This window comes from Lentzea sp., assembly GCF_035525475.1.
Lineage (GTDB): Bacteria > Actinomycetota > Actinomycetes > Mycobacteriales > Pseudonocardiaceae > Lentzea.
Genome location: NZ_DATLEC010000103.1, coordinates 78,725 through 97,931, shown reverse-complemented (window position 1 = coordinate 97,931; position 19,207 = coordinate 78,725). Strand labels below are relative to the sequence as shown.

At 71.2% G+C, this 19,207-nt stretch carries 15 protein-coding genes; 4 read left to right on the top strand and 11 right to left on the bottom strand.

Going from position 1 to position 19,207, the window contains the following annotated elements:
* Positions 1–80: 80 nt before the first annotated feature.
* Positions 81–1,490 carry a polyprenol phosphomannose-dependent alpha 1,6 mannosyltransferase MptB gene (gene mptB / locus VM306_RS18660; RefSeq protein WP_325516579.1) on the top strand — a complete coding sequence of 470 codons (1,410 nt, stop codon included), beginning with the start codon at positions 81–83 and terminating at the stop codon, positions 1,488–1,490.
* Positions 1,477–2,955 carry an apolipoprotein N-acyltransferase gene (lnt, locus tag VM306_RS18655; RefSeq protein ID WP_325516577.1) on the top strand — a complete coding sequence of 493 codons (1,479 nt, stop codon included), beginning with the start codon at positions 1,477–1,479 and terminating at the stop codon, positions 2,953–2,955. The genes mptB and lnt overlap by 14 nt, the downstream gene beginning before the upstream one ends.
* Here lnt and VM306_RS18650 read toward each other — a convergent pair.
* The 3 genes from VM306_RS18650 to VM306_RS18640 all read right to left on the bottom strand — a co-directional run bounded on the left by VM306_RS18650 (position 2,932) and on the right by VM306_RS18640 (position 6,040).
* Positions 2,932–3,855: an ArsR/SmtB family transcription factor gene (locus tag VM306_RS18650; protein ID WP_325516575.1), complete on the bottom strand. Its 924-nt coding sequence runs from the start codon at positions 3,853–3,855 to the stop codon at positions 2,932–2,934. The genes lnt and VM306_RS18650 overlap by 24 nt on opposite strands.
* Before the next feature lie 182 nt (positions 3,856–4,037).
* Entirely contained in the window at positions 4,038–4,472 is a 435-nt protein-coding gene (locus VM306_RS18645; RefSeq protein WP_325516573.1) for a peptidase inhibitor family I36 protein, read from the bottom strand.
* A 122-nt stretch (positions 4,473–4,594) separates the two neighbouring features.
* A complete protein-coding gene (locus VM306_RS18640; RefSeq protein WP_325516571.1) occupies positions 4,595–6,040 on the bottom strand; it encodes a phenylacetate--CoA ligase family protein in 1,446 nt (481 codons plus the stop codon).
* A 101-nt stretch (positions 6,041–6,141) separates the two neighbouring features.
* On the opposite strand from VM306_RS18640, the gene VM306_RS18635 reads away from it, so the two are divergent.
* Positions 6,142–7,257 (top strand): glycosyltransferase, encoded by a 1,116-nt coding sequence (locus VM306_RS18635; RefSeq protein WP_325516569.1) that lies wholly within the window; start codon positions 6,142–6,144, stop codon positions 7,255–7,257.
* On the opposite strand, the gene VM306_RS18630 is transcribed toward VM306_RS18635, so the two are convergent.
* Genes VM306_RS18630 through VM306_RS18605 form a run of 6 tightly spaced genes read right to left on the bottom strand, consistent with a single transcriptional unit; the run spans position 7,232 to position 15,291 of the window.
* A complete protein-coding gene (locus VM306_RS18630; protein WP_325516567.1) occupies positions 7,232–8,506 on the bottom strand; it encodes a cation:proton antiporter in 1,275 nt (424 codons plus the stop codon). The genes VM306_RS18635 and VM306_RS18630 overlap by 26 nt on opposite strands.
* Before the next feature lie 16 nt (positions 8,507–8,522).
* Positions 8,523–9,830 carry a cytochrome P450 gene (locus VM306_RS18625; protein ID WP_325516565.1) on the bottom strand — a complete coding sequence of 436 codons (1,308 nt, stop codon included), beginning with the start codon at positions 9,828–9,830 and terminating at the stop codon, positions 8,523–8,525.
* Positions 9,824–10,831, bottom strand: coding sequence for an alpha-hydroxy acid oxidase (locus VM306_RS18620; protein WP_325516563.1), 1,008 nt, complete (start codon positions 10,829–10,831; stop codon positions 9,824–9,826). The genes VM306_RS18625 and VM306_RS18620 overlap by 7 nt, the downstream gene beginning before the upstream one ends.
* Positions 10,828–12,381, bottom strand: coding sequence for an NAD(P)-binding domain-containing protein (locus tag VM306_RS18615; RefSeq protein WP_325516561.1), 1,554 nt, complete (start codon positions 12,379–12,381; stop codon positions 10,828–10,830). Before VM306_RS18615 ends, VM306_RS18620 begins: the two co-directional genes overlap by 4 nt.
* An 11-nt stretch (positions 12,382–12,392) precedes the next feature.
* The gene (locus VM306_RS18610) at positions 12,393–13,760 is read right to left on the bottom strand and encodes a class I adenylate-forming enzyme family protein (protein WP_325516559.1); all 1,368 of its coding nucleotides are present in this window, start codon (positions 13,758–13,760) and stop codon (positions 12,393–12,395) included.
* Positions 13,747–15,291 carry an NAD(P)-binding domain-containing protein gene (locus tag VM306_RS18605; RefSeq protein WP_325516557.1) on the bottom strand — a complete coding sequence of 515 codons (1,545 nt, stop codon included), beginning with the start codon at positions 15,289–15,291 and terminating at the stop codon, positions 13,747–13,749. Before VM306_RS18605 ends, VM306_RS18610 begins: the two co-directional genes overlap by 14 nt.
* Positions 15,292–15,353: 62 nt before the next feature.
* Here VM306_RS18605 and VM306_RS18600 point away from each other — a divergent pair, with 62 nt between their 5' ends.
* Positions 15,354–16,850 (top strand): aromatic amino acid ammonia-lyase, encoded by a 1,497-nt coding sequence (locus VM306_RS18600; RefSeq protein ID WP_325516555.1) that lies wholly within the window; start codon positions 15,354–15,356, stop codon positions 16,848–16,850.
* A 248-nt stretch (positions 16,851–17,098) separates the two neighbouring features.
* On the opposite strand, the gene VM306_RS18595 is transcribed toward VM306_RS18600, so the two are convergent.
* A complete protein-coding gene (locus VM306_RS18595; protein ID WP_325516553.1) occupies positions 17,099–18,349 on the bottom strand; it encodes a HAMP domain-containing sensor histidine kinase in 1,251 nt (416 codons plus the stop codon).
* Positions 18,346–19,035 carry a response regulator transcription factor gene (locus tag VM306_RS18590; RefSeq protein WP_325516550.1) on the bottom strand — a complete coding sequence of 230 codons (690 nt, stop codon included), beginning with the start codon at positions 19,033–19,035 and terminating at the stop codon, positions 18,346–18,348. Before VM306_RS18590 ends, VM306_RS18595 begins: the two co-directional genes overlap by 4 nt.
* Positions 19,036–19,207: the final 172 nt, after the last annotated feature.

Sequence of the window (19,207 nt, the reverse complement as noted above, 5' to 3'; positions counted from 1 at the left end):
AAGATCATCCTTTAGTAGTACGCGGGAGCGCGACCGGAGGCGGACGCGCGGTGATCGGTCCTGGCAGCACCCTCTTCACGGTGCAGACCGTCACCTACCGCTGGCCCACCGGGGTCGCCACCGGCACCCCGGAGCTCCTCCGCTGGACGGGGTTCGGGGGCGCGCTCCTGCTCACCGCCGGGGCGTGGGCCGCGAGATCCACCGCGGTGGCCCTGGGTGCCGCGATCGCGGGTGCCGGGCTGGTCGTGCTGACGTGGGCGCTCCTCGGGCGCACGCGGGCGGATCCCCAGTGGTCGCGGCGCACGCTGGCGTGGTGGTGCGGGCCTCTGCTCGTGGCCCCGCCGCTGTTCAGCGGCGACGTGTTCAGCTACCTCGCCCAGGGCGAGGTGGCGGCACGCGGTCTCGACCCCAACGTGGTGAGCCCGGCGGCCGGGGCGAGCGCGGAGGCGGTGGCCCGCGTCGGCGTCTACTGGCGCGAGACGCCCTCGCCGTACGGGCCGCTGTTCACCACGGTCGAGCGCGCGATCACCGAGGTCACCGGCGGGAACCCGGTGGCGGGCGTCGTGCTGCACCGGTTCGTCGCGGTCCTGGGTCTGCTGCTCGTCGTGTGGGCCGTGCCGAGGCTCGCGGCGTTGGCGAACGTCGAGGAGCGCGCGGCGTTGTGGCTGGGCGTGCTGAACCCGTTGGTGCTGTGGCACCTCGTCGGCGGGGTCCACAACGACGCGCTGATGCTCGGCCTGATGCTGTCGGGCACGGTGATCGCGCTGCACGCCCTGCCGGAGCTCCGGTGGTGGCAGCTCACGGCCGGTGTCGTGCTCATCGGGCTCGGCGCGCAGGTCAAGCTGCCCGCACTGGTGGCGCTCGCGGTCGTCGGCACCGCGGTGGCCCGCCGGCTGGGCGGTGGCCTGGCCAGGTTCCTGGCGGCCGGGGTGAGCATGGTCGTCGCCGCGGTCGTGGTGTCGGTCGTGACGTCGCTCGCCGGCGGGTCCGGGTTCGGCTGGGTGCGAGCGCTCGGGACGCCGTCGAAGATCAACAGCTGGATGGCCCCGACCAACTGGCCCGGCTTCCTGACGGGTGCGGTGTCGGGTCCCGAAGCCGGTCAGGCGATGATTTCCTCGGCACGGATCGCGGGGCTCGTGCTGATCCTGTGCGGACTTGTCGTGATCGTGAACCGGCAGTTGCGCGGCGGGGTGTCCGAGGTGACGGCGCTGGGAATGATGATGAGCCTGATCGTGGTGCTGGGGCCGGTGATCCAGCCGTGGTACCTGCTGTGGGCCGCGCTGCCGCTGGCCGCGTGCCTGCCGGTGGGGACGTGGCGGACGCGGGTCGCCGTGCTGGTGGGGGTGTTCGCGCTGCTGGTGCCGCCGCTCGCGGGCAACTTCAGCGGTCGCGTCGCCGAGCTGGTCACGGCCTACGTGCTGGGTGTCGCCCTCGTGGGTGCCGCGTACCTGGTGCTGCGCCGGGTGAGGGTGTCCGTTGCGCAGGGCTGACCTCGGCCGTTACGCCGCGGCCGCACTGGCCGGCGGGGCGCTGGCGCTGAGCTTCCCGCCGCGGACGGTCTGGTGGCTCGCGGTCCCGGCGTTCGCCGTGTTCTGGCTGACGCTGAAGGACGTGCGCGGGCGTCGCGCGGCCGGACTCGGGTTCGTGTTCGGGCTGGGCTTCTTCCTGCCGCACCTCTGGTGGATCCAGCACTTCCTCGGCGACGACTTCGGTCCGTGGCCGTGGCTCGTGCTCTCGGCGTTGATGGCCTTGTTCATCAGCGCGGTGATGGCGTTCGTGCCGTTGGTCGCACGTCTGCCCGTGGCGCCCGTGTGGGCGGCGTTGTTGTTCGTGCTGCAGGAGACCGCGCGTGGCCTGATCCCGTTCAACGGCTTCCCGTGGGGCCGTGTGGCCTTCGGGCAGGTCGACGGTCCGTTCGCGCGGCTCGCGGTCGTCGGTGGCGCGCCGCTCGTGACGTTCGCGGTGGTCGTCACCGGGTTCGGGCTGGCCGCCTGGCTGCCCCGTGTGCGGGAGTGGCGGCGCGGCTGGGCGCTGGTGCCGTTCGCCGCCGCGCTCGCGGTCGGCCCGCTGGTCGCGGTCGACGCGCAGAACGGGCAACGCACCGTCGCGGTCGTGCAGGGCAACGCGCCGGACATCGGGCTCGACCTGCTCACCGCGGGCGACACCCTGCGCGCCAACCACCTGCGCGAGACCGCCGAGCTGACGGCGTTGATCCGCGGCGGCTCGGTGCAGAAGCCGGACCTGGTCGTGTGGCCGGAGAGCGCCACCCGCACCCGCGACCGCGACCCGGTCCTCGACCGCGCGATCACCGACCTCGGCGTGCCGACGCTCGTGAGCGCGTTGCGCGGCGGGCAGAACGCCGTCATCGCCTGGGAGCCCGGCACCGGCGCCGGCCGGTCGTACGCGAAGCAGGAGCTCGTCCCGTTCGCCGAGCACATCCCGCTGCGCGAGCTCGCCCGGCTCGTGACGCCGTTCGCGGACCAGCCCGACCTCGAGGCGGGAACCGAACCGGGCGTCCTGGACATCGCGGGCACCCGCGTGGGCGTCGGCATCTGCTACGAGGTGGCCTACGACTACGTCCTGCGCGAGAGCGCGGCCGCCGGTGCGCAGGTGCTGGTCGTGCCGACGAACAACGCATGGTACGGCCGTGGCGAGATGACCTACCAGCAGCTCGGCATGGCGCGGCTGCGCGCGATCGAGCACGGTCGCGCCGTCGTGGTCGCGGCGATCAGCGGGGTGAGCGCGGTGGTGCGCCCGGACGGCGGCGTCGTGCAGTCGACGGGGATGTTCACCGACGCCCTGATGGTGGACAGCGTCCCGCTGCGGTCGGACCTCACGTTCGCGACGAGGTTCGGCGGCGCGATCCACGTCCTGCTCACGGGTGCGGCGTTCGCCGCGTGCGTGATGGGGCTGTGGTCGCGCCGCCGAACCTCAGTTGTTGCCCAGCAGGGCTGATCCGAGCAACGTCCTCTGGTGCAGCACGGAGAGCCCCTGCCTCTCCGTGGTGAGCAGACCGGCCTCGCGCAGCACGGTCGTGTGCCGGCTGACCGACGAGGGGGAGGCGCCCAGCCGTTCCGCCAGTTCCGTCGTCGTCGCACCGGCGCCGACGGCGGCCAGCACCGCCGAGCGCGTCGTCCCGAGCAACGCCGCGAGCGCCCCCTCCTGACGGCGCCCGCTCGCGAGCTGCCGCTGCCACGTCCAGTCGTGGTGCAGCGGGTAGACCACCGTGGGCGGCAGTCCGGGATCAGCGAACGCGACGGGTGTGCCCCGGCAGAAGTACGACGGCACCAGGCGCAGCCCGCGCCCGTTGAGGTGGAGATCCCGGTCGCACGCGTACTGCACCTCCAGCACCGGCGCACGCCAGTTCATCAACGGCCACATGCCCCGCAGCAGCGCGTCGACGTCGCCCGCCACGCCCGTCCTGTGCATGCGGTCGGTCTCGACCGCCTCCTCGATCAACGAGGTGTACGGCTCGACCACCGCGCCGTGGTAGCGGGCCATCGCCTCGGTGAGATCCAGCAACGCCGCACCGTCGCCCGCCGCCACCGGACGTGTCCACGCCGGTGTCGGACGGACCTCGTCCAGCAGCCTGAACTCCTCCTCGAGCCGGTGGCGCGGTGTCGACCGGATCGCGTCGAGAGCGCCGCACAGCCCCAGAGCGCCCTCCGGTGGTGTGAGCAGGTCGGGGAAGTACGGCCCCAGCGGCGCGAGCACCGACCACATGCGCACACCGGACCTGATCACCTCGCGGTCGCCGCTGCGCCGGATGTCGCGCAGCCACGGCTGCAGCATCAGGCCGCAGTCCAGTTCGGTCAGCCTCAGCCAGCTGAACACCATTTCCCAGAGCGGGTCCACCCTTTCTGCTACCTGCGTACGCTCCAAGTCCAACGCGGAAAAATGGATGCGCAACACAGCAACCTCCCCAGGCCAGGTCACCGTGGATCACAATACTGGTCTTGTCACTCCGCCGAATTCCGCAACGGAAAACCGGTCCCGGGGCTGGGGCCGGGGGACCGGTTCTCACGCGTCCACTGTGATCAGCCGCAGGTGCCGCTGGTCCACTGGTGCGACCGCACCTGGTAGGTGCCGGCGAGATCGCCCTTCTTGCCCTGCTTCGTGCAGCCGATCCGGTTGTTGTACCCGGTGTTGCGGTAGAACACGACGCCCTTGGCCGAGGAGGTACCCCGGTTGTACACGGACTTGACCTCCTTGGTCGTGGCCCAGGAGCACTTGACGGTGCCCGCGGTCCAGTCCGAGTCGGCCACGTCCCACATGCACCTGCTGCCGGTCCCGCCGAAGCCGGTCCAGAAGCAGACGTTGCCGGTGTTGCAGTCCCAGGCGGCGAGCGCCTGGCCCGTCTCGGAGTCGTACGCCGCGCCCACGGCTGCCGCCTGTGCGACCGGCGCCTCGGCCTGCGCGCTCGGGGCAGCGAGCCCGACGACCATCAGCATCGCGAGCGGCATCATCGCCATCAATACACGCCGAACAAACCTCAAGGATTCCTCCACCCCAGTCAACGAATTGCGCCGGGGCCAACTCTAAGCAGGAAGAGGAAGTCCGGAAAAGCTATTGCTCCGTGGTGCAAAAGCGCTTTTCAGGATCGTCGGGTGTACCTGTGTTTCACGCCGGCCGGGAAGTACTCGGGATCGCCCGCCGGCCGCAGCACGACCTCGGGCAGCTGCCGTTCCGCCGGGACGTAGTGCGCGAACTCGCTGTTGAGCCGGAGCAGTTGCTCCTTGATCGACTCCGCGATCGCCGCCGCGTCCGCCGTCCTGCCCGGCGCGGTCTCGACGGTGATCCGCAGCAGCCGGTCGCGGTCGGCGTCCTCGACCGACTCGATCACGAACCTGCCGGTCACCACGTCGCTGACGCCGGGCTGCTCCAGGCCGACCGCCACGTTCTCCGGGTGGACGTTCGCGCCGAAGAACGACACCGTGAACAGCGACCGCCCGAACAGGAAGACGAACGGCAGCTCCGGTCCCGGCGGTGGAGTGAAGCCGTGCCCGGCGCAGAACGCGAGCAGCTCGTCGTGTGCGAAGATCCCGCCCTCGTCGGCGATTCGATAGCGCACCAACGGGATCCCGCCGTCGGCGGTGAACACGAGCGTGCCGTCGTGCACCTCGAAGAACCGGCTGGCCGGGTCGTACTGCACCAGCGTGGGCAGCCGCGAGTCGCCGAAGAGCTCCCGCGCGAGATCGGGACGAATCGCGAAGAACCGCCGGATCCCCACCGACAGCGCGGTTTCGTTGCCGAGCACGCCGGAATCCGCTGTGCCGTACAGAGAAGCGACGTCGCTGACCGGGTCGGGAATTCCAGCCCGTTGTGAAACGAGGTCGCGCCACTGCTCGCTGAACACCTCTCCGGCGAGCACCAGTTTGATCGAGAACGCGGCCCAGCCGACGTCCTGCGCGAGCCCGGTGTCGATCACGTCCTTGACGAACGGCGGATAGCCGAGCAGCACGACCTGGTCGAAGTGCGGCGCCAGCTCCGGCAGCACCCGCAGGATCTCGGCCTTGTTGTTGCCCGGCGCCACGACCGTGATCGGGCAGCCCTTGGCCGCGAGGTGCCGCACGCACGCCTGCGTGAAGAGCCCGCCGACCCAGGTGCCGAGCGGGAAGCACACGACGGCCAGCGTGGACCGTTCGTCAGCGCGGAACCCGTCCACGAGCACCTGCTCGAACCGGCGTGCCACGTGCAGCTCGTCCTCGAGCGAGCGCGGCCAGATCGTCGGACGTCCGCTCGACCCCGACGACACGGCGATCATGTCGCACCCCGTCACCGTGCCGCCGCGGCACAGCTCCGGCAGCGGGTACCGCTCGTGGTAGTTCGCCTTGTCGAGCAGCGGCAACCGCTGGAAGTCCTCGGACGTGCGGATGTCCGCGGGGTCGATCCCGTTGTCCCGCAACAGTTCTGCGTAGGCGGGGACGGTCGAGGCGGTGTGCTGGAACAGGTCGAGCACCCAGCTCTCCGAGCTCGGCGGGATCGGCGCGAAGAAGTCGTCGAACGCCTGGCGCACGCGGGTCTGCCGGCTGCTGTCCATGATCCGAGCGTAGTCATCGGACGGTGTTCTAAAACCTCTATTTCTTCAGTGTTGACTAAAGTGAACCCCTCGGCGTGGTGGAGATCGTTAGAGTCGGGGAAGTGCGCATCCTCTTCTCGTGCCGCCCTGCTCACGGCCACTTCTTCCCGCTGGTCCCGCTCGCCCGAGCAGCCAGGGAGGCGGGCCACGACGTCGTGTTCGCGACGGGTCCGAGCTTCCTGGACCACGTTCGCGCCCTCGGGTTCGAGGCCCACGCGGCGGGCATCTCGATCGGGGAGGCCGAAACGGAGGCGCGCCGGCGTCACCCCGACGCCGAGGTGGTCACGCTGCTGATCACCATGTTCGCGGACCTGGTGCCGCGGGCGACGCTCGCGGATCTGACCACCTTGCTGCCGCGGGTCAAGCCGGACCTGGTGGTGTACGAGCAGAGCGACACCGGTGCCGCCAAGGCCGCGCGGGACGCAGGGATCCCGGTCGTGTCCCACGTGATCGGGCGGTCGATGCCGCCCGCGATCATGGCGATGGCGGCGGAGCACATGGCGTGGCTGTGGGACGGCGAGCCGCCGGCCGACCTGATGCTGGGTGACGCTGTGATCGACATCTGGCCGGACGCCGTGCGCGACCCCGAGGTCGTCAAGCTGCCGACGGTCATCCGGCAGCGGCCGGTGGCGGTCGACCTCGACGTGCCGATGCCGGAGCTGAACGCGGAAAGGCCGCTCGTCTACCTGACTCTCGGCACGGTGGTGTTCGGAGCGACGGAGGTGTTGAGGACGGCCATCGGTGGTCTCGCCCGCCTTCCGGTCGAGGTCCTGGTCGCCGTGGGACCCGGTGATCCCGCGGTGCTGGGCGAGCTGCCGGGGAACGTGACCGTGGCCGGGTTCGTGCCGCAGGCGAAGGTGCTCCAGCGCGCGAGCCTCGTCGTGCACCACGGCGGGACCGGCACCACGCTCGGCACGCTGGCGGCCGGCCTGCCGCAGCTCGTGCTGCCGCAGGGCGCCGACCAGTTCGTGAACGCCGACGCGCTCGTGGAGGCGGGTGCCGGCACCAAACTGGTCGGGCCGGAGGTCACCGCGGACGCGGTCGAGACCGCGGCGCGCCGTCTGCTCGACGACGGCGCCGTGAGGGAGGTCGCGCTGGAGGTGGCGGCCGAGATCGCGGGCATGCCGGACCCGGCCGCCGTCGTTCAGCGGCTCACCGCACTGGTGCGGGGGTCTTGAGGCTCGCCTGGGCCTCCAGGTGCTCCGGCAGGGAGGCGCGGTAGATCGGCATGGCGGCCGCGGTGGTGACGATGGCGACCGCGACGAGGATCGCGAACATCTCCGGTGTCACGAGGTCGTAGGCGAGGCCGATGTTGATGAAGATGAGGATCATCAGGCCGCGGGCGTTCATCAGGCCGCCGACGGCGGAGGCGTAGCGCCAGGAGTAGCCCTGCGCCTTCACGACGAGGCCGCAGCCGACGTACTTGCCGACGAACGCGACGAGCATGATCGCGGCGAGCTGGAACCACAGCGCGCCGCCGGAGCCGAAGCCGTCGACGCGCGTGTTGAGACCGCTGAACGCGAAGAACACGGGCAGCAGCAGGATGGAGTTCAGGTCGGAGAGCTTGGTCTCGAGCTCTTCGCGGACGACCTTCGACTTCGGCATCGCGAGGCCGGTGATGAAGCCGCCGAACACCGAGAACACGCCGATGTAGTCGGTGAACCAGCCGGCCAGCAGGACGATGAACAGGATGACGGCCACCATGTCGCGGCTGAGCTTGCCGTCGCGTTCCGCCCGCTCGCCGAGCTTGGCCAGCCACTTGCGGCCGAGGGTCAGCGTGAGGACGGCGAAGATCGCGGCACCGATGATCGTCTTCAGGGCGCCGGACGGGCTGCCGGACGCGCCGACCGCGATGATCAGGGCGAGGAACGCCCACGCCACGGCGTCGTCGATCGCCGCGGCGACGAGGGTCAGGCCGCCGATCGGGGTGTTCGCGATGCCGCGTTCCTGCAGGATGCGCGCGAGCATGGGGAACGCGGTGATCGACAGGGCGCCGCCGACGAACAGCATGAACACCCACAGGCTGGTGCCCTCGGGGCTGAGGGAGTCGTAGAAGACCATCGCGGCGCCCGCGCCGAGCAGGAACGTCGGCACGATGCCGGACACCGCGAGGATGGACGCCTTGCGCGCGTTGGAACCCGCGGTCAGTCCGTGGTCCAAAGAGGACCCGACGAGGAACATGTAGAACGTCAGGCCGATGGTGCTCAGCACGTACAGGGTGTTCTTGACGTCGGCGGGGAAGAGCTGTGCCTGCACGCCGGGTGCCACGGCGCCGAGCAGTGCGGGGCCGAGCAGGACGCCGGCGACCATCTCGCCGACCACCCTGGGTTGCTTGACCAGCATGGCGAGGCGCCCGCACAACGTGGTCGCGGCGAGCACGACCGCCAGCGCGGCGAAGACCTGCAACGCGAAGTGGATCTGGTTCACGGATGATCTCCTGGGGTCAGTGGCGGACCGGGCAACCCTGCGGGTCGTGCGTGTCGAAGTAGTCGCCCGCCAGCCGGAGCCGATGGGCGTGCAGCACCATGGCGGTGCCGAGCACGAGCTGGACGACGCTGCGCCAGACGTCCTCCCAGCGGTCGCGCACGCGCAGGAACACCAGCCGGAGCCGTGGCGTGGAACCGTCGCGGACCAGCAGACAGGGGCCTCGGCTCGGCAGGGACCGGGTGTGGGCGACCGAGGAGTGCGGCGTCACGCGCCGGAGCACTTCTCTCGCCGCGGCCCGCATCGCCAGGGGCGAGAGCCGCCACGCGGGGCACGGCCGGTTCGCCGCGATGCCGAACGGGATGTGGTGCGACGACCGTGCCGCGGTGTGCTCCCAGCGGCCGGGGTCGAACTCGTCCGGCCGTTCGTGGCCGGTCGCGTGGTAGGCGGGGTAGTTGAAGCACAGCACCGAACCGGCCGGGAACGTCGTGTCGTCGTCCAGGGAGATGTCGGCGGTGGTGATGCGGTGGGCGATGCCGAACAGCGGGTAGAGGCGGAAGGTCTCGTCCAGGACGTGGGCGAAGTAGCGGTCGTCTGAGGGGTTCGCCGCGAGCCTGTGCGCGACCGGGGGGTGCTGGGCCAGTGCGAGCAGCAGGTGTGCCATCGCCTCGGACATCTGCACGACGGCGGTGTTGAAGTAGGTGCCTTGCAGGTAGTGCACCTGTTCGGTGGGGGAGAGCGTCTCGGGCAGCGGGTGCCGGACGTCCGCGAGCCGCCGTTCCAGGTACCGGGTCAGCCGTGCCCGTCGCTTGGGGTGGCGCAAGCCCGTGCACTTCAACGACGTCACGACGTCGTTGGCGTGCCCGATGATCAGGTCACGTGCCGCACGCGGGCACGGTTCGCCGAACACGAGCTCGTGGAAGTACTCGGCCCAGACCGGCATCATCAGGTCGCGCAGCCGGACGTGCGTGACGGGCCCGGTCAGCACCTCGTCGAGCACCTTCGCGGTGCAGCGGGTCGCCGCGGCCGACAGCTCCTCCGTCGGCCCGGCCAGGAAGCCGCGTGTCGCGCGGGCCACGTCGTCGTAGCGCGGCCCGGCCTCCAGGTGCTCCTGGTGCACCTCGGGACCGGGGGCGAGCCAGTACCAGAACAGGTCCGAGAGCCCGGCGCCCCTGCTGCGGCCGTTCGCGGCGGGGTGGCCGTAGAGCTCCTGGAAGCGCTCCGGGCCGACCTGGGAGTTGGGGAACGTGATCGCGTTGTCGCCGTTGACCTTCTCGAACACCTTGGCGCGCAGGGCGACCACCCGTCCGGGCAACCAGCTCAGCACCGGGGCCCCCTGACCACGACCATGTCGCGGGTGAGCCGGCCGCCGCACATCGTCAGGACGTGCAGGAACTCCTCGCGCAGCACGTCGAGCACCCGCCGCACGCCGGCCTCGCCGTCCGCCGCCAGTCCCCACAGCACCGGCCTGCCCACACCCACCGCCGTCGCTCCGAGCGCGAGCGCCACCGCGATGTCCGCTCCACTTCGGACACCGCCGTCGAGCACGACGGGCACGCGCCCGGCGACGGCGTCGACCACGGCGGGCAACGCGTCGAGGGAGGCCGGCACGACGTCGAGCTGGCGGCCGCCGTGGTTGGACACGACGATCCCCGCGACCCCGTGCCCGAGTGCGATCTCGGCGTCGTCCGGGTGCAGGACACCCTTGAGCCACAACGGAAGTGAGGTCATCTCACGCACCCGGTCGATGTGCTCCCACGACACCGCGGCCGACATCTCGATGCTCCGCGGCCCGGGAACGCCCGCCAGGTCCCGCATGTTCTCGGCGGCGAGACCGGCGGGCAGGTCGTGGAAGCCGTGCTCGATGTCGCGCCGGTGCCGGCCGAACACGGGGGAGTCGACCGTCACGACCAACGCCGTGCAGCCCGCCCGTTCCGCCCGCCGCACCAGCGCTTCCGTGACGTCCATGTCCGGCTGCACGTACAGCTGAAACCACACGGGGCCGCGGGAAGCCGCCACGACGTCGGCGATCGGCACCGTCGACGCCATGCTCGACACGACGACCGTGTCACCGGCCCCGCGTGCGGTGGCCAGCTCGCCGTCGGGGTGCGCGAGCTTGTGGAACGCCGTCGGCGAGACCAGCACCGGCACGTCGGTCCGGAGCCCGGTGCCCCGCAGCACCCGTGGCAGCAGGGCGAGCCGCCGGAACGCGGCCTCGTTCTCCGCGAGGACGGCCTCGTCCCCGACCCCGCCCGCGAAGAAGTCGTAGTGGACTCCGTCGAGCACCGCACGCGCCTTGTCGTGCAGCTCGGCGAGCGCCGGGTTCACAAGCGGGAGCCCAGGAACGCGCGCAGCGGGGCCTTGTGCACCTGCTCGCTGTCCCACTCGTTCTCGAGGTTCTCGGTGATGTGGTGCTCGCCCCGCAGGTCGCCGGCGCGGAAGTGCCGCACGACCGGGTGCAGGTAGCGGCCGTCGAGCCCGCTGGTGTCCTGCTGCGAGGTGCGGCGCGCGGTGATGTCGAACGGGTTGACCTGGTCGTGGTCGGCGCCGTACTCCAGCGTCACCGTCAGGTACGACTCGACGTCGCCGAAGTCGCCGCGCGCCACGGCCTCGTGCAGGTGCGCGACCGGTACTTCCTCCACGTACCGCACGGAGCCGTCCGGTCCGATGAGCACCGCGTCGGCCATGAACGCGAACAGCTGCCACAGCGCGGAAGTGCGGTTGACCCGCTCGATGACCGCCTCGGTGACGTCCCCGGCCGCGACGGGCCGGCTCGGCCAGTCGACGCCGTGGTAGCGCTGCTCGACGATCCGGTGCAGCGCCTGGACCCCGTAGCGGAAGCCGTGGATGAACCCGCTGGTCGACTTCTTGAAGTCGCGGGCCTGTGTGATGGTGCCCGCGAAGAACAGGTCCGGCACGTTCACCGACTCCCACGCCGCGGTCTGGTCGGGGAACCGGGACTTGATCGTGAGCCGCGGCCGGCACTCGGGCGCGAAGATCGAGGCGTCGAACCGGAACCCGGTGGCGAGGATGACCCGGTCGTAGCGGATCTCCTTGATCACCTCGTCGACCCGCTGGAAGCTGACCTTGACCAGGTAGTCGTCGCCGTCGCGCCGGATGCCCGCGATGTGCCCGTCCAGCAACGCGTTCTGCGACTTGAGCTGGTAGGTGTCGAGGAAGTTGTTGTTCACCGCCCGAAGGTGCCCGACGAAGTGCGTCTGCCAGGCCAGCTTCAACGAGCCGGGGCCCGCGAGGTGGATGACCGACGCCGTCTCGACCAGGGCGTCGGCGGTCTCGAACGCCGAGTTGCCGCGGCCGATGATCAGCACCTTCTTGTTCACGAAGTCCTGCGGGTCGACGGAGACGTCGTAGTAGTGCTCGGCGTGCTCGACGCCCTCGATCTCCGGCACGTACTGCTGCGAGACACCGGTCGCGACGATGACCCGCTTCGCCCGGTAGGTGCCGCCGTGCTGGTCGTGCACCACGAAGTCGTCCGGCCTGGCCACCGACACGACTCTGGTGTCGTAGCGGATCGGCAGGTCGTTCTTCACGGCGAAGTCGCCGAGGTAGCGGACCATGTCGTCGGCGTGCGGGAAGTAGCGCGGCGTGTAGCCGGTGAACAGCAGCTCGGGGTCGTCGGACAGCAACGAGTTCCAGTCGACCCGCAGGTTGAGCTCCGGGTCGTCCCAGCCCGTGTGGACCTTGTTGATGGAGATCAACTGGCGGTGCCAGGGGAAGCGGGTGAAGAACGTCCCCGCCGCCGCGCCGGCCTCCAGCACGATGTGGTCGCGTCCGGCCTGCTTGAGCAGGTAGGACGCCTGCAGGCCCGCCGGACCGGCGCCGATCACGAGACACTCGGTCGAAACCTCGCTGGACACGACGATCTCCTTCACGCGATGAGCTGACGCTTGTCGGGTTTGCCGCTGGGGGCGACGGGAGGTTCGGGGATGGCGGTGACGGCCACCGGAGCGCAGGCGGCGCCCAGCCGTTCGGTCACGAGCTCGCGGAGTTCTCCGATCGGGGGAACGCGGTCCGCTCTCGGGACGACGAACGCGTGGACGGCCTCGCCGGTCTCGTCGTCCGGCACCGCGACGACGTAGGCCTCCGCGACGTCCGGGTGCTCGTTGATGACGTGCTCGATCGGGCCGATGTGGTGCAGGTTCGCGTTGATGATCACGACGTCCCTGGCGCGCCCGGTGAGGATCAGGTTGCCGTCGTCGTCGAACCGGCCGAGGTCGCGCGTGCGGATCCACCCGTCCACGAACACCTCGGCGGACTCCTCAGGGGCGTCCCAGTAGGAGCTCGCCTGGGCCGGGGTCCTGACGAACAGCTCGCCGTCGCGGATCTTCACGTCCACCGGCGGTTTCCCCACCGTGCCGGGAGGGTCGGACGGGGTGGCCATCGAGATCATGCCGGTCTCGGTCTGGCCGTAGCCGTGGAACAGCACCGGTCCGAGCACGGCGAGCGCCTCGCGGTGGCGTTCGGCGGTCAGCGGTGAACCCGAGACCAGCAACGCCTTCAGCGAGCCCAGGTCGGCAGGGGAGTGCTTCTGCGACGCGACGAGCCTGGCCAGTCCGGGCACGGTGATCACGCGGGCCGTGGCGCGCAGGCGGGTGATCGCGTCGGCGGGGTCGTCCGCGACGACGACGGTGCCACCCGCGGTGAGGGTGAGCACCGCGTACTCGAACATCACCTGGCTCGACAGCGACCCGAACACGAGGTAGCGGCCGAGCCGGGTCGCCAGGTCCCGGACCGCGGGAGGCCAGGCGTCGGGCCGGGTGTTCCACGCGTTCGTCATCGAGGCGTAGGTGTGCGCGCACGCCTTGGGCGCGTCCGTGCTGCCGCTGGTGTGGACCAGCCGCGCGACGTCGTCGAGCCTGCCGGTGCACTTGATCGGGGCCGCGGGTGACGCGGCGAGGTCCTCCGTGTCGCGGACGACGAGCCTGATGTCCAGTCCCAGGAGGTGCTCGACCTGTGCCTCGGTCAGTCCCGGACGGACGCCCACGACCCGCGCGCCCACCGCGTGCGCCGCCAGGATCGTCGCGAACGCCTCCGCGGTCACGCCGAGCAGCAACGCGACCCCGTCACCGGGCCCCAAACCTCTGGCGCGCAACCCGTTCGCGATCCGCGCGACGAGGTCGAGCAGTTCCGCGCCGGTCACCACGCGGGTGCCGTGCTCGAACACCGGCCGATCCCCGGCGGTGCCGAGCACGTCGAGCACCGCGCGCGGGAACGGCTCGGCGTCACGCGCCGGCAAGGCATTCCTTCACGAACGCGGCCAGCGGCTGCTGGTGCACCTCCGGCAGGTCCCAGTCGTTCTCGAGGTTCTCGGCCAGGTGGTGCGTCGCGGTGAGCACGCCGTCGCGGTAGTAGCGGGTCACGGGGTGCAGGTAGCTCGCGTCCGCGGCGTTGACCGGGTCGTTCTCGGCGACGCGTGGGACGGTGATGTCGAACGGGTCCACCGTGTCGTGGTCGGGCCCGTACTCCAGCGTCGTGACGAACCGGTGCCCGGCCGGTCCCAGCCCGCCGTCGGCGACGTAGGCGACCGGCACCTCCTCCTCGTACCGCGCGGTCTCGCCGTCGACCGTGACGACGTCGCCGATGACCGCGAACTGCTGCCACAGGCACGAGGAGGTGTTCACCCTGGCGATCACGGCGTCGCTGATCGCCTCCGGCGACAGCTCCAGCTCGGTCATGGGCCACGGGGTGTCGTGGTGGCGGGCGTTGAGGACGCGGTGCAGCGCGCGGGCGCCGTAGCGGAAGCCGTGGATGAACCCGCTGGTCGACTTCTTGAAGTCGCGCGACTGCGTGATCGTGCCCGCGAAGTACAGGCCGGGGATGTTGGTCGACTCGAACGCGGACGTCAGCTGCGGGAACCGGTCCTTGATGATCAGCGTCGGCCGGCAGTCCGGGGCGAAGACCGAGGCGTCGAACCGGAACCCGGTGCACGCGATGATCCGGTCGTACTCCAGCTCGCGCAGCTTCTCGACCGTGCGCGCGTACCGGAACTGGATCCGGAAACCGCCTTCCGGGCGGGGCTCGATGCGTTCGACCGTGCCGTCGATGACCGCGTTCTCGCTCTTGAGCTGGTAGGTGTCGAGGAAGTTGTTGTTCACCGCCCGCAGGTGTCCGACGTAGTGGGTCTGCCAGGCGAGCTTCACCGAGCTCGGCCCGGCGACGTGGATGACGGCCGCGTGCTCGACCAGCGCGTCGGCGGTCTCGAAACCCGAGTTGCCCTTGCCGATCACGAGCACGCGCTGGCCGGTGAACGACGCGGGGTCGGTGTCGAACGTGTCGTAGCGCTCGGCGTGCTCGATGCCGGGGATCGGCGGCACGTGGAGCTGCGAGACGCCGGTGGCCGTCACGAGGCGCTTCGACCGCCAGGTCTGCCCGCTGTGGTCCTGGACGATGAACCCGTCGTCGTCGCGGGAGATCCGCGTGACATCGATGTCGTAGTGCACCTTCAGGCCGTCGGCGCAGTCCTGGAAGTACCGCACGATGTCGTCGGCGTCCGGGAAGTACCTGGGGGAGTAGCGGGTGAACAGCAGCTCCGGGTCGTCGAGCAGCAACGAGTTCCAGTCCATCCGCATCCGGCGCTCCGGGTCCGCCGACCCGGTGTGCACCTTGTTGATGGAGATGAGCTTGCGGTGCCTCGGGTAGCGCGTGAAGAACGTGCCGGCCCCGCTGCCGCGCTCGAGGACGGCGTAGTCACGACCGTCCCGCTCGAGCAGTGCCGCGAGCTGCAAACCGGCCGGTCCCGCGCCGATGATCAGGTAGTCGTACGCCATGGCGGGGAAGCTACCCACGCGATCTCAGAACTTTCTGAGATCGCCTGCCTACCGTCCGTGCGGTGACGACGACTGCCTCAGACACGGCCGTGGACCTGGGTTCACCGCTGACCGTCCCGCAGCTCCTGCGCGCCTCGGCGCCGCTGGAGGTGATCGCCGGAGCGGTGGTGGAGGACCGCGTGGCGCGGGGCCGCGCCTACGTGCGCTCCCTGCTGGCCGACGACGAACGCCCCGTCTACGGCCTGAAGACCGGCTTCGGCGCCCTGGTGGGCTACGCGGGCCGTTCCTCCGAGGCCGACCAGTGCGACAACACCCTGGCACACCTCGGCGCGGGCAAAGGACCCGACCTGCCCCTGGACGTCGCCCGCGCCGCGCTGCTGGTCCGCGCCTGGTCGTTGGCCCAGGGCCTGTCCGGCGTCTCCTCACACGTCGTCTCGGGCCTCGCCGCGATGTTCGCCACGACGTTCACGCCGGCGATCCCGCGCTACGGCTCGGTGGGCGCCAGCGGCGACCTCATCCCGCTCGCCTACGCGGCCCAGGCGCTGCGCGGCCGTGGACACGCCTACCTCGACGGCGTCCGGCGGCCGGCGTCCGAGGCACTGACCACCGCGGGCCTCTCGCCGTTGGAGCTGGACGGCCGCGACGCGCTGGCCCTGGTCAACGGCACGTCCGTGACGACCGCCGCCACCGCGCTTGCCCTGTCGTCGGTGCGGGCCTCGCACCGCGCCCTGTCCGACCTGACCTGCCTGCTGGTGGACGTCCTCGGCGCCGACGCCGGCTTCGTGGACGCCCGGCTGATCTCCGCCTTCGGCCACACCGGTGCCGTGACGGTGGGTTCGTGGATGCGCTCCATGCTGTCGGGTGCGTCGCCGAGTGGTTCGCGTGCGTTGCAGGAGCCCTACAGCATCCGCTGCTCACCGCAGCTGCTCGGAGCGGCGGAGGACGCGCTGCGCTACGTGGACGGCGTGGTCGCCGCGGACCTCGGGGGAGTGAGCGACAACCCGTTGTTCTTCCCCGGCGACGACCTGGTGGCGCACGGCGGCAACTTCTTCGGCCAGCCCGCCGCGTACGCCGCCGACGTCCTGGCGATGGTCACCGCGTCCCTGGGCAACCTCGCCGAACGCCAGCTCGACCTCCTCGTCGACCCGGCGCGCAACACGGGTCTGCCACCGATGCTCGCCGCCGGCCCCGGTCAGCAGCACGGGTTGCAGGGCGTGCAGCTGGCGACCACCGCCTTCGTCGCGGAGATCCGCCGCAACGTGCTGCCCGCCAGCACCCAGAGCCTGCCGACCAACCTGCACAACCAGGACGTGGTGCCGTTCGGCACCCAGTCGGCGCTGCGCGCCTACGACCTGGCCGACCTGTTGCGGCTGCTGTGCGGATCGCTGGCACTGGGACTGCGGCAGGCCGTGCACGTGGGCGGCAGGCGGCCGACCGCGCCCCGGTGCGCGGCGCTGCTGGACGCGCTGGCCGCGGCGATCGAGCCGGTGGACCCGGACCGCCCGCTGGACGAGGACGTGCGGGTGGCGGCACGGGTGGTGGTCGACGGCGAGTGGTGAGGCGCCGCTCAGAGGCAGGCGGACGTCATGCGGCGTCCTGCTTCGGCGGCGGCACCCGCCGGGTGAAGCGGGGCCTGGCGCTCGGTGCTGCCGGCCGTGGCGAGCGGGCCGCTGGGCTCGGACCGGCTGGGTGGCGGTGGACGCCAGGCGAGGCGCGTGCCGTTCTTCAGGAGCCATCGGGTGTGACGGGGATGCCGGGTCCTGGTGCACGGCGATCGAGCCGTCGGACCAGGACGTCCGGGCAGTGGTCAGGCGAGGTGCGCGCCGTCCCTCGAGGGCAGGCGGACGTGACGCGGTGGCCCCACCGGCGTCACGTCCCGCTCCACCAGCGGCACCCGCAGCGTGAACCGCGCCCCGCGCCCCGGATGCCCGACGGCCTCCACCGCCCCGCCGTGCCCGGTCACGATCTCCCGCACCAGCGCGAGTCCCAGCCCGTACCGGCCCTCGCCGGTCCCGCGGTGGAACCGCTCGAACAACCGCGACGCCTCACCGGGCTCGAACCCCTCACCCGTGTCCGCCACCACCAGCTCCACGTGCCCGCCGGACGCCGTGACGCCCACGGTGATCCGCCCGCCCTCCGGCGTGTGCCGCACGGCGTTGGCCAGCAGCTCGTCCACCGCCCGCCGCAACGCCGTCTCGACACCGATCACCACCAGCGGGTGGCCGGGGTGTTCCAGCGCCAGCGCGATCCGTCGTTCCGCCGCCCGCTCGGTCTCGCCCACCACCGCGGCCTCGGCCACGTCCGCGAGGTCCACCGGCCTGCCCTCGAAGGAGCCGCGGTCGAGCTGGGAGGACCGCAGCAGGTCGTCCACCACGTCCGCGAGCCCGCGGATCGACCTCGTCAGGGCGTCGACGTTGTCCCGTTGCGCGTCGGGGACGGTCGCCGCCAGCAGCTGTGCCCGGAGGTGTGCTCGTGCGATCGGGGTCCGCAGCTCGTGGCTCGCGTCCGTGACGAACCGCCGTTGCCGGGCCAGTGCCTCCGCGAGCGGGCTCACCGCGCGGCGGCTCACCCCGAGGCCGATCAACGCGGCCACCAGCAGGCCCGCCACCTGCGCGATGCCCAGCGCCAGCAGCAGGTGCCAGCGGTCGGCGAGCTGGTAGCGCACGTCGAACACCGCCTGCACCGTGGTGCCGTCCGCGCCCGGTGTCGTGAGCACCTCGTACTCCGTGCCGTTCGCGGAGACGTCCCGCGTGATCGCCTTGCCGGAGGACACGACCGCGTCGAGGTCACCGCGCAACGGGAAGCCGGCGGGCACGGCCAGCACGCCCTGGTCGAGCACGCCGTCGTCCAGCACGAACACCCACGCGCACCGCGGGGCGACGTCCGGCACGCCGTAGGTGGCGTTGTACCGCAGCTCGCGCGCCACCTGCGTCTGCTGCGCCTGTGCCATGACCAGGTACGCGATCCCGCCGACGAACGCGATCACCATCGTGATCGCGACGCCGACCAGCACGCTCACCCGCAGCCGGGCGCGCCGGACCTCCGCGTCCGCCTTCACAGAGCCCCCAACCGGTAGCCGATCCCCTGCACCGTGAGCACGACCGAACGCCCGACCTTGGAGCGCAGGTAGTGCACGTAGGTGTCCACAATGGACTGTGATGGCGCGTCCTGGAACACCGTCCTGCGCAGCGCGGCCCGCGTGTGCACCGTGTCCGGGTGGGTGGCGAGCACCCGCAGCAGCGCGAACTCCCGCGCTGTCAACGGGACCTTCTCTCCGTCGGGCAGCACCACCTGGTGCTGCTCCAGCTCCAGCCGCCCGGCGCCGATGCGCAGCACCGCGGCCAGCTCCGCCGCCCGCCGGCACAACGCGCGCAGCCGGGCGGTCAGCTCGCCCAGGTCGAACGGCTTGGTCAGGTAGTCGTCGGCGCCCGCGTCGAGCCCGTCGATCCTGTCGTGCACCGAGCTCATCGCGGTCAGCACGAGGACCTGCGTGCGCAGGGACCGGGATCGCAACCGGGACACCAGGCCCAGCCCGTCGATCACGGGCAGGCCGCGGTCGATCACCAGCACGTCGTACGGCTGGGTGAGCGCGAGGTGCAGTCCGCGCTGCCCGTCGGACGCGACGTCCACGACGTACCCCTCGCCGCGCAACGCGGCCGCGAGCAGGTCGACCAGCTCTCGGTCGTCCTCGACGAGGAGCAACCGGAAGGGGTGGGTCAGCCGGACCTTCGAAATACCCCGCACATCGACACAATCGCACGCGATCACTCATCCGGCCAGGTCGTCTCAACAGCACAACAGCGAACGGGCAGGCGCCTTTTTTCGCGCGGTACAGGCGGTTTCGCGGCCATGGGGCACAAGGGGATGCAGCATTCGGCGGACACCCCGATGGGCCTGCGCACCGGAAAGCGGAGAA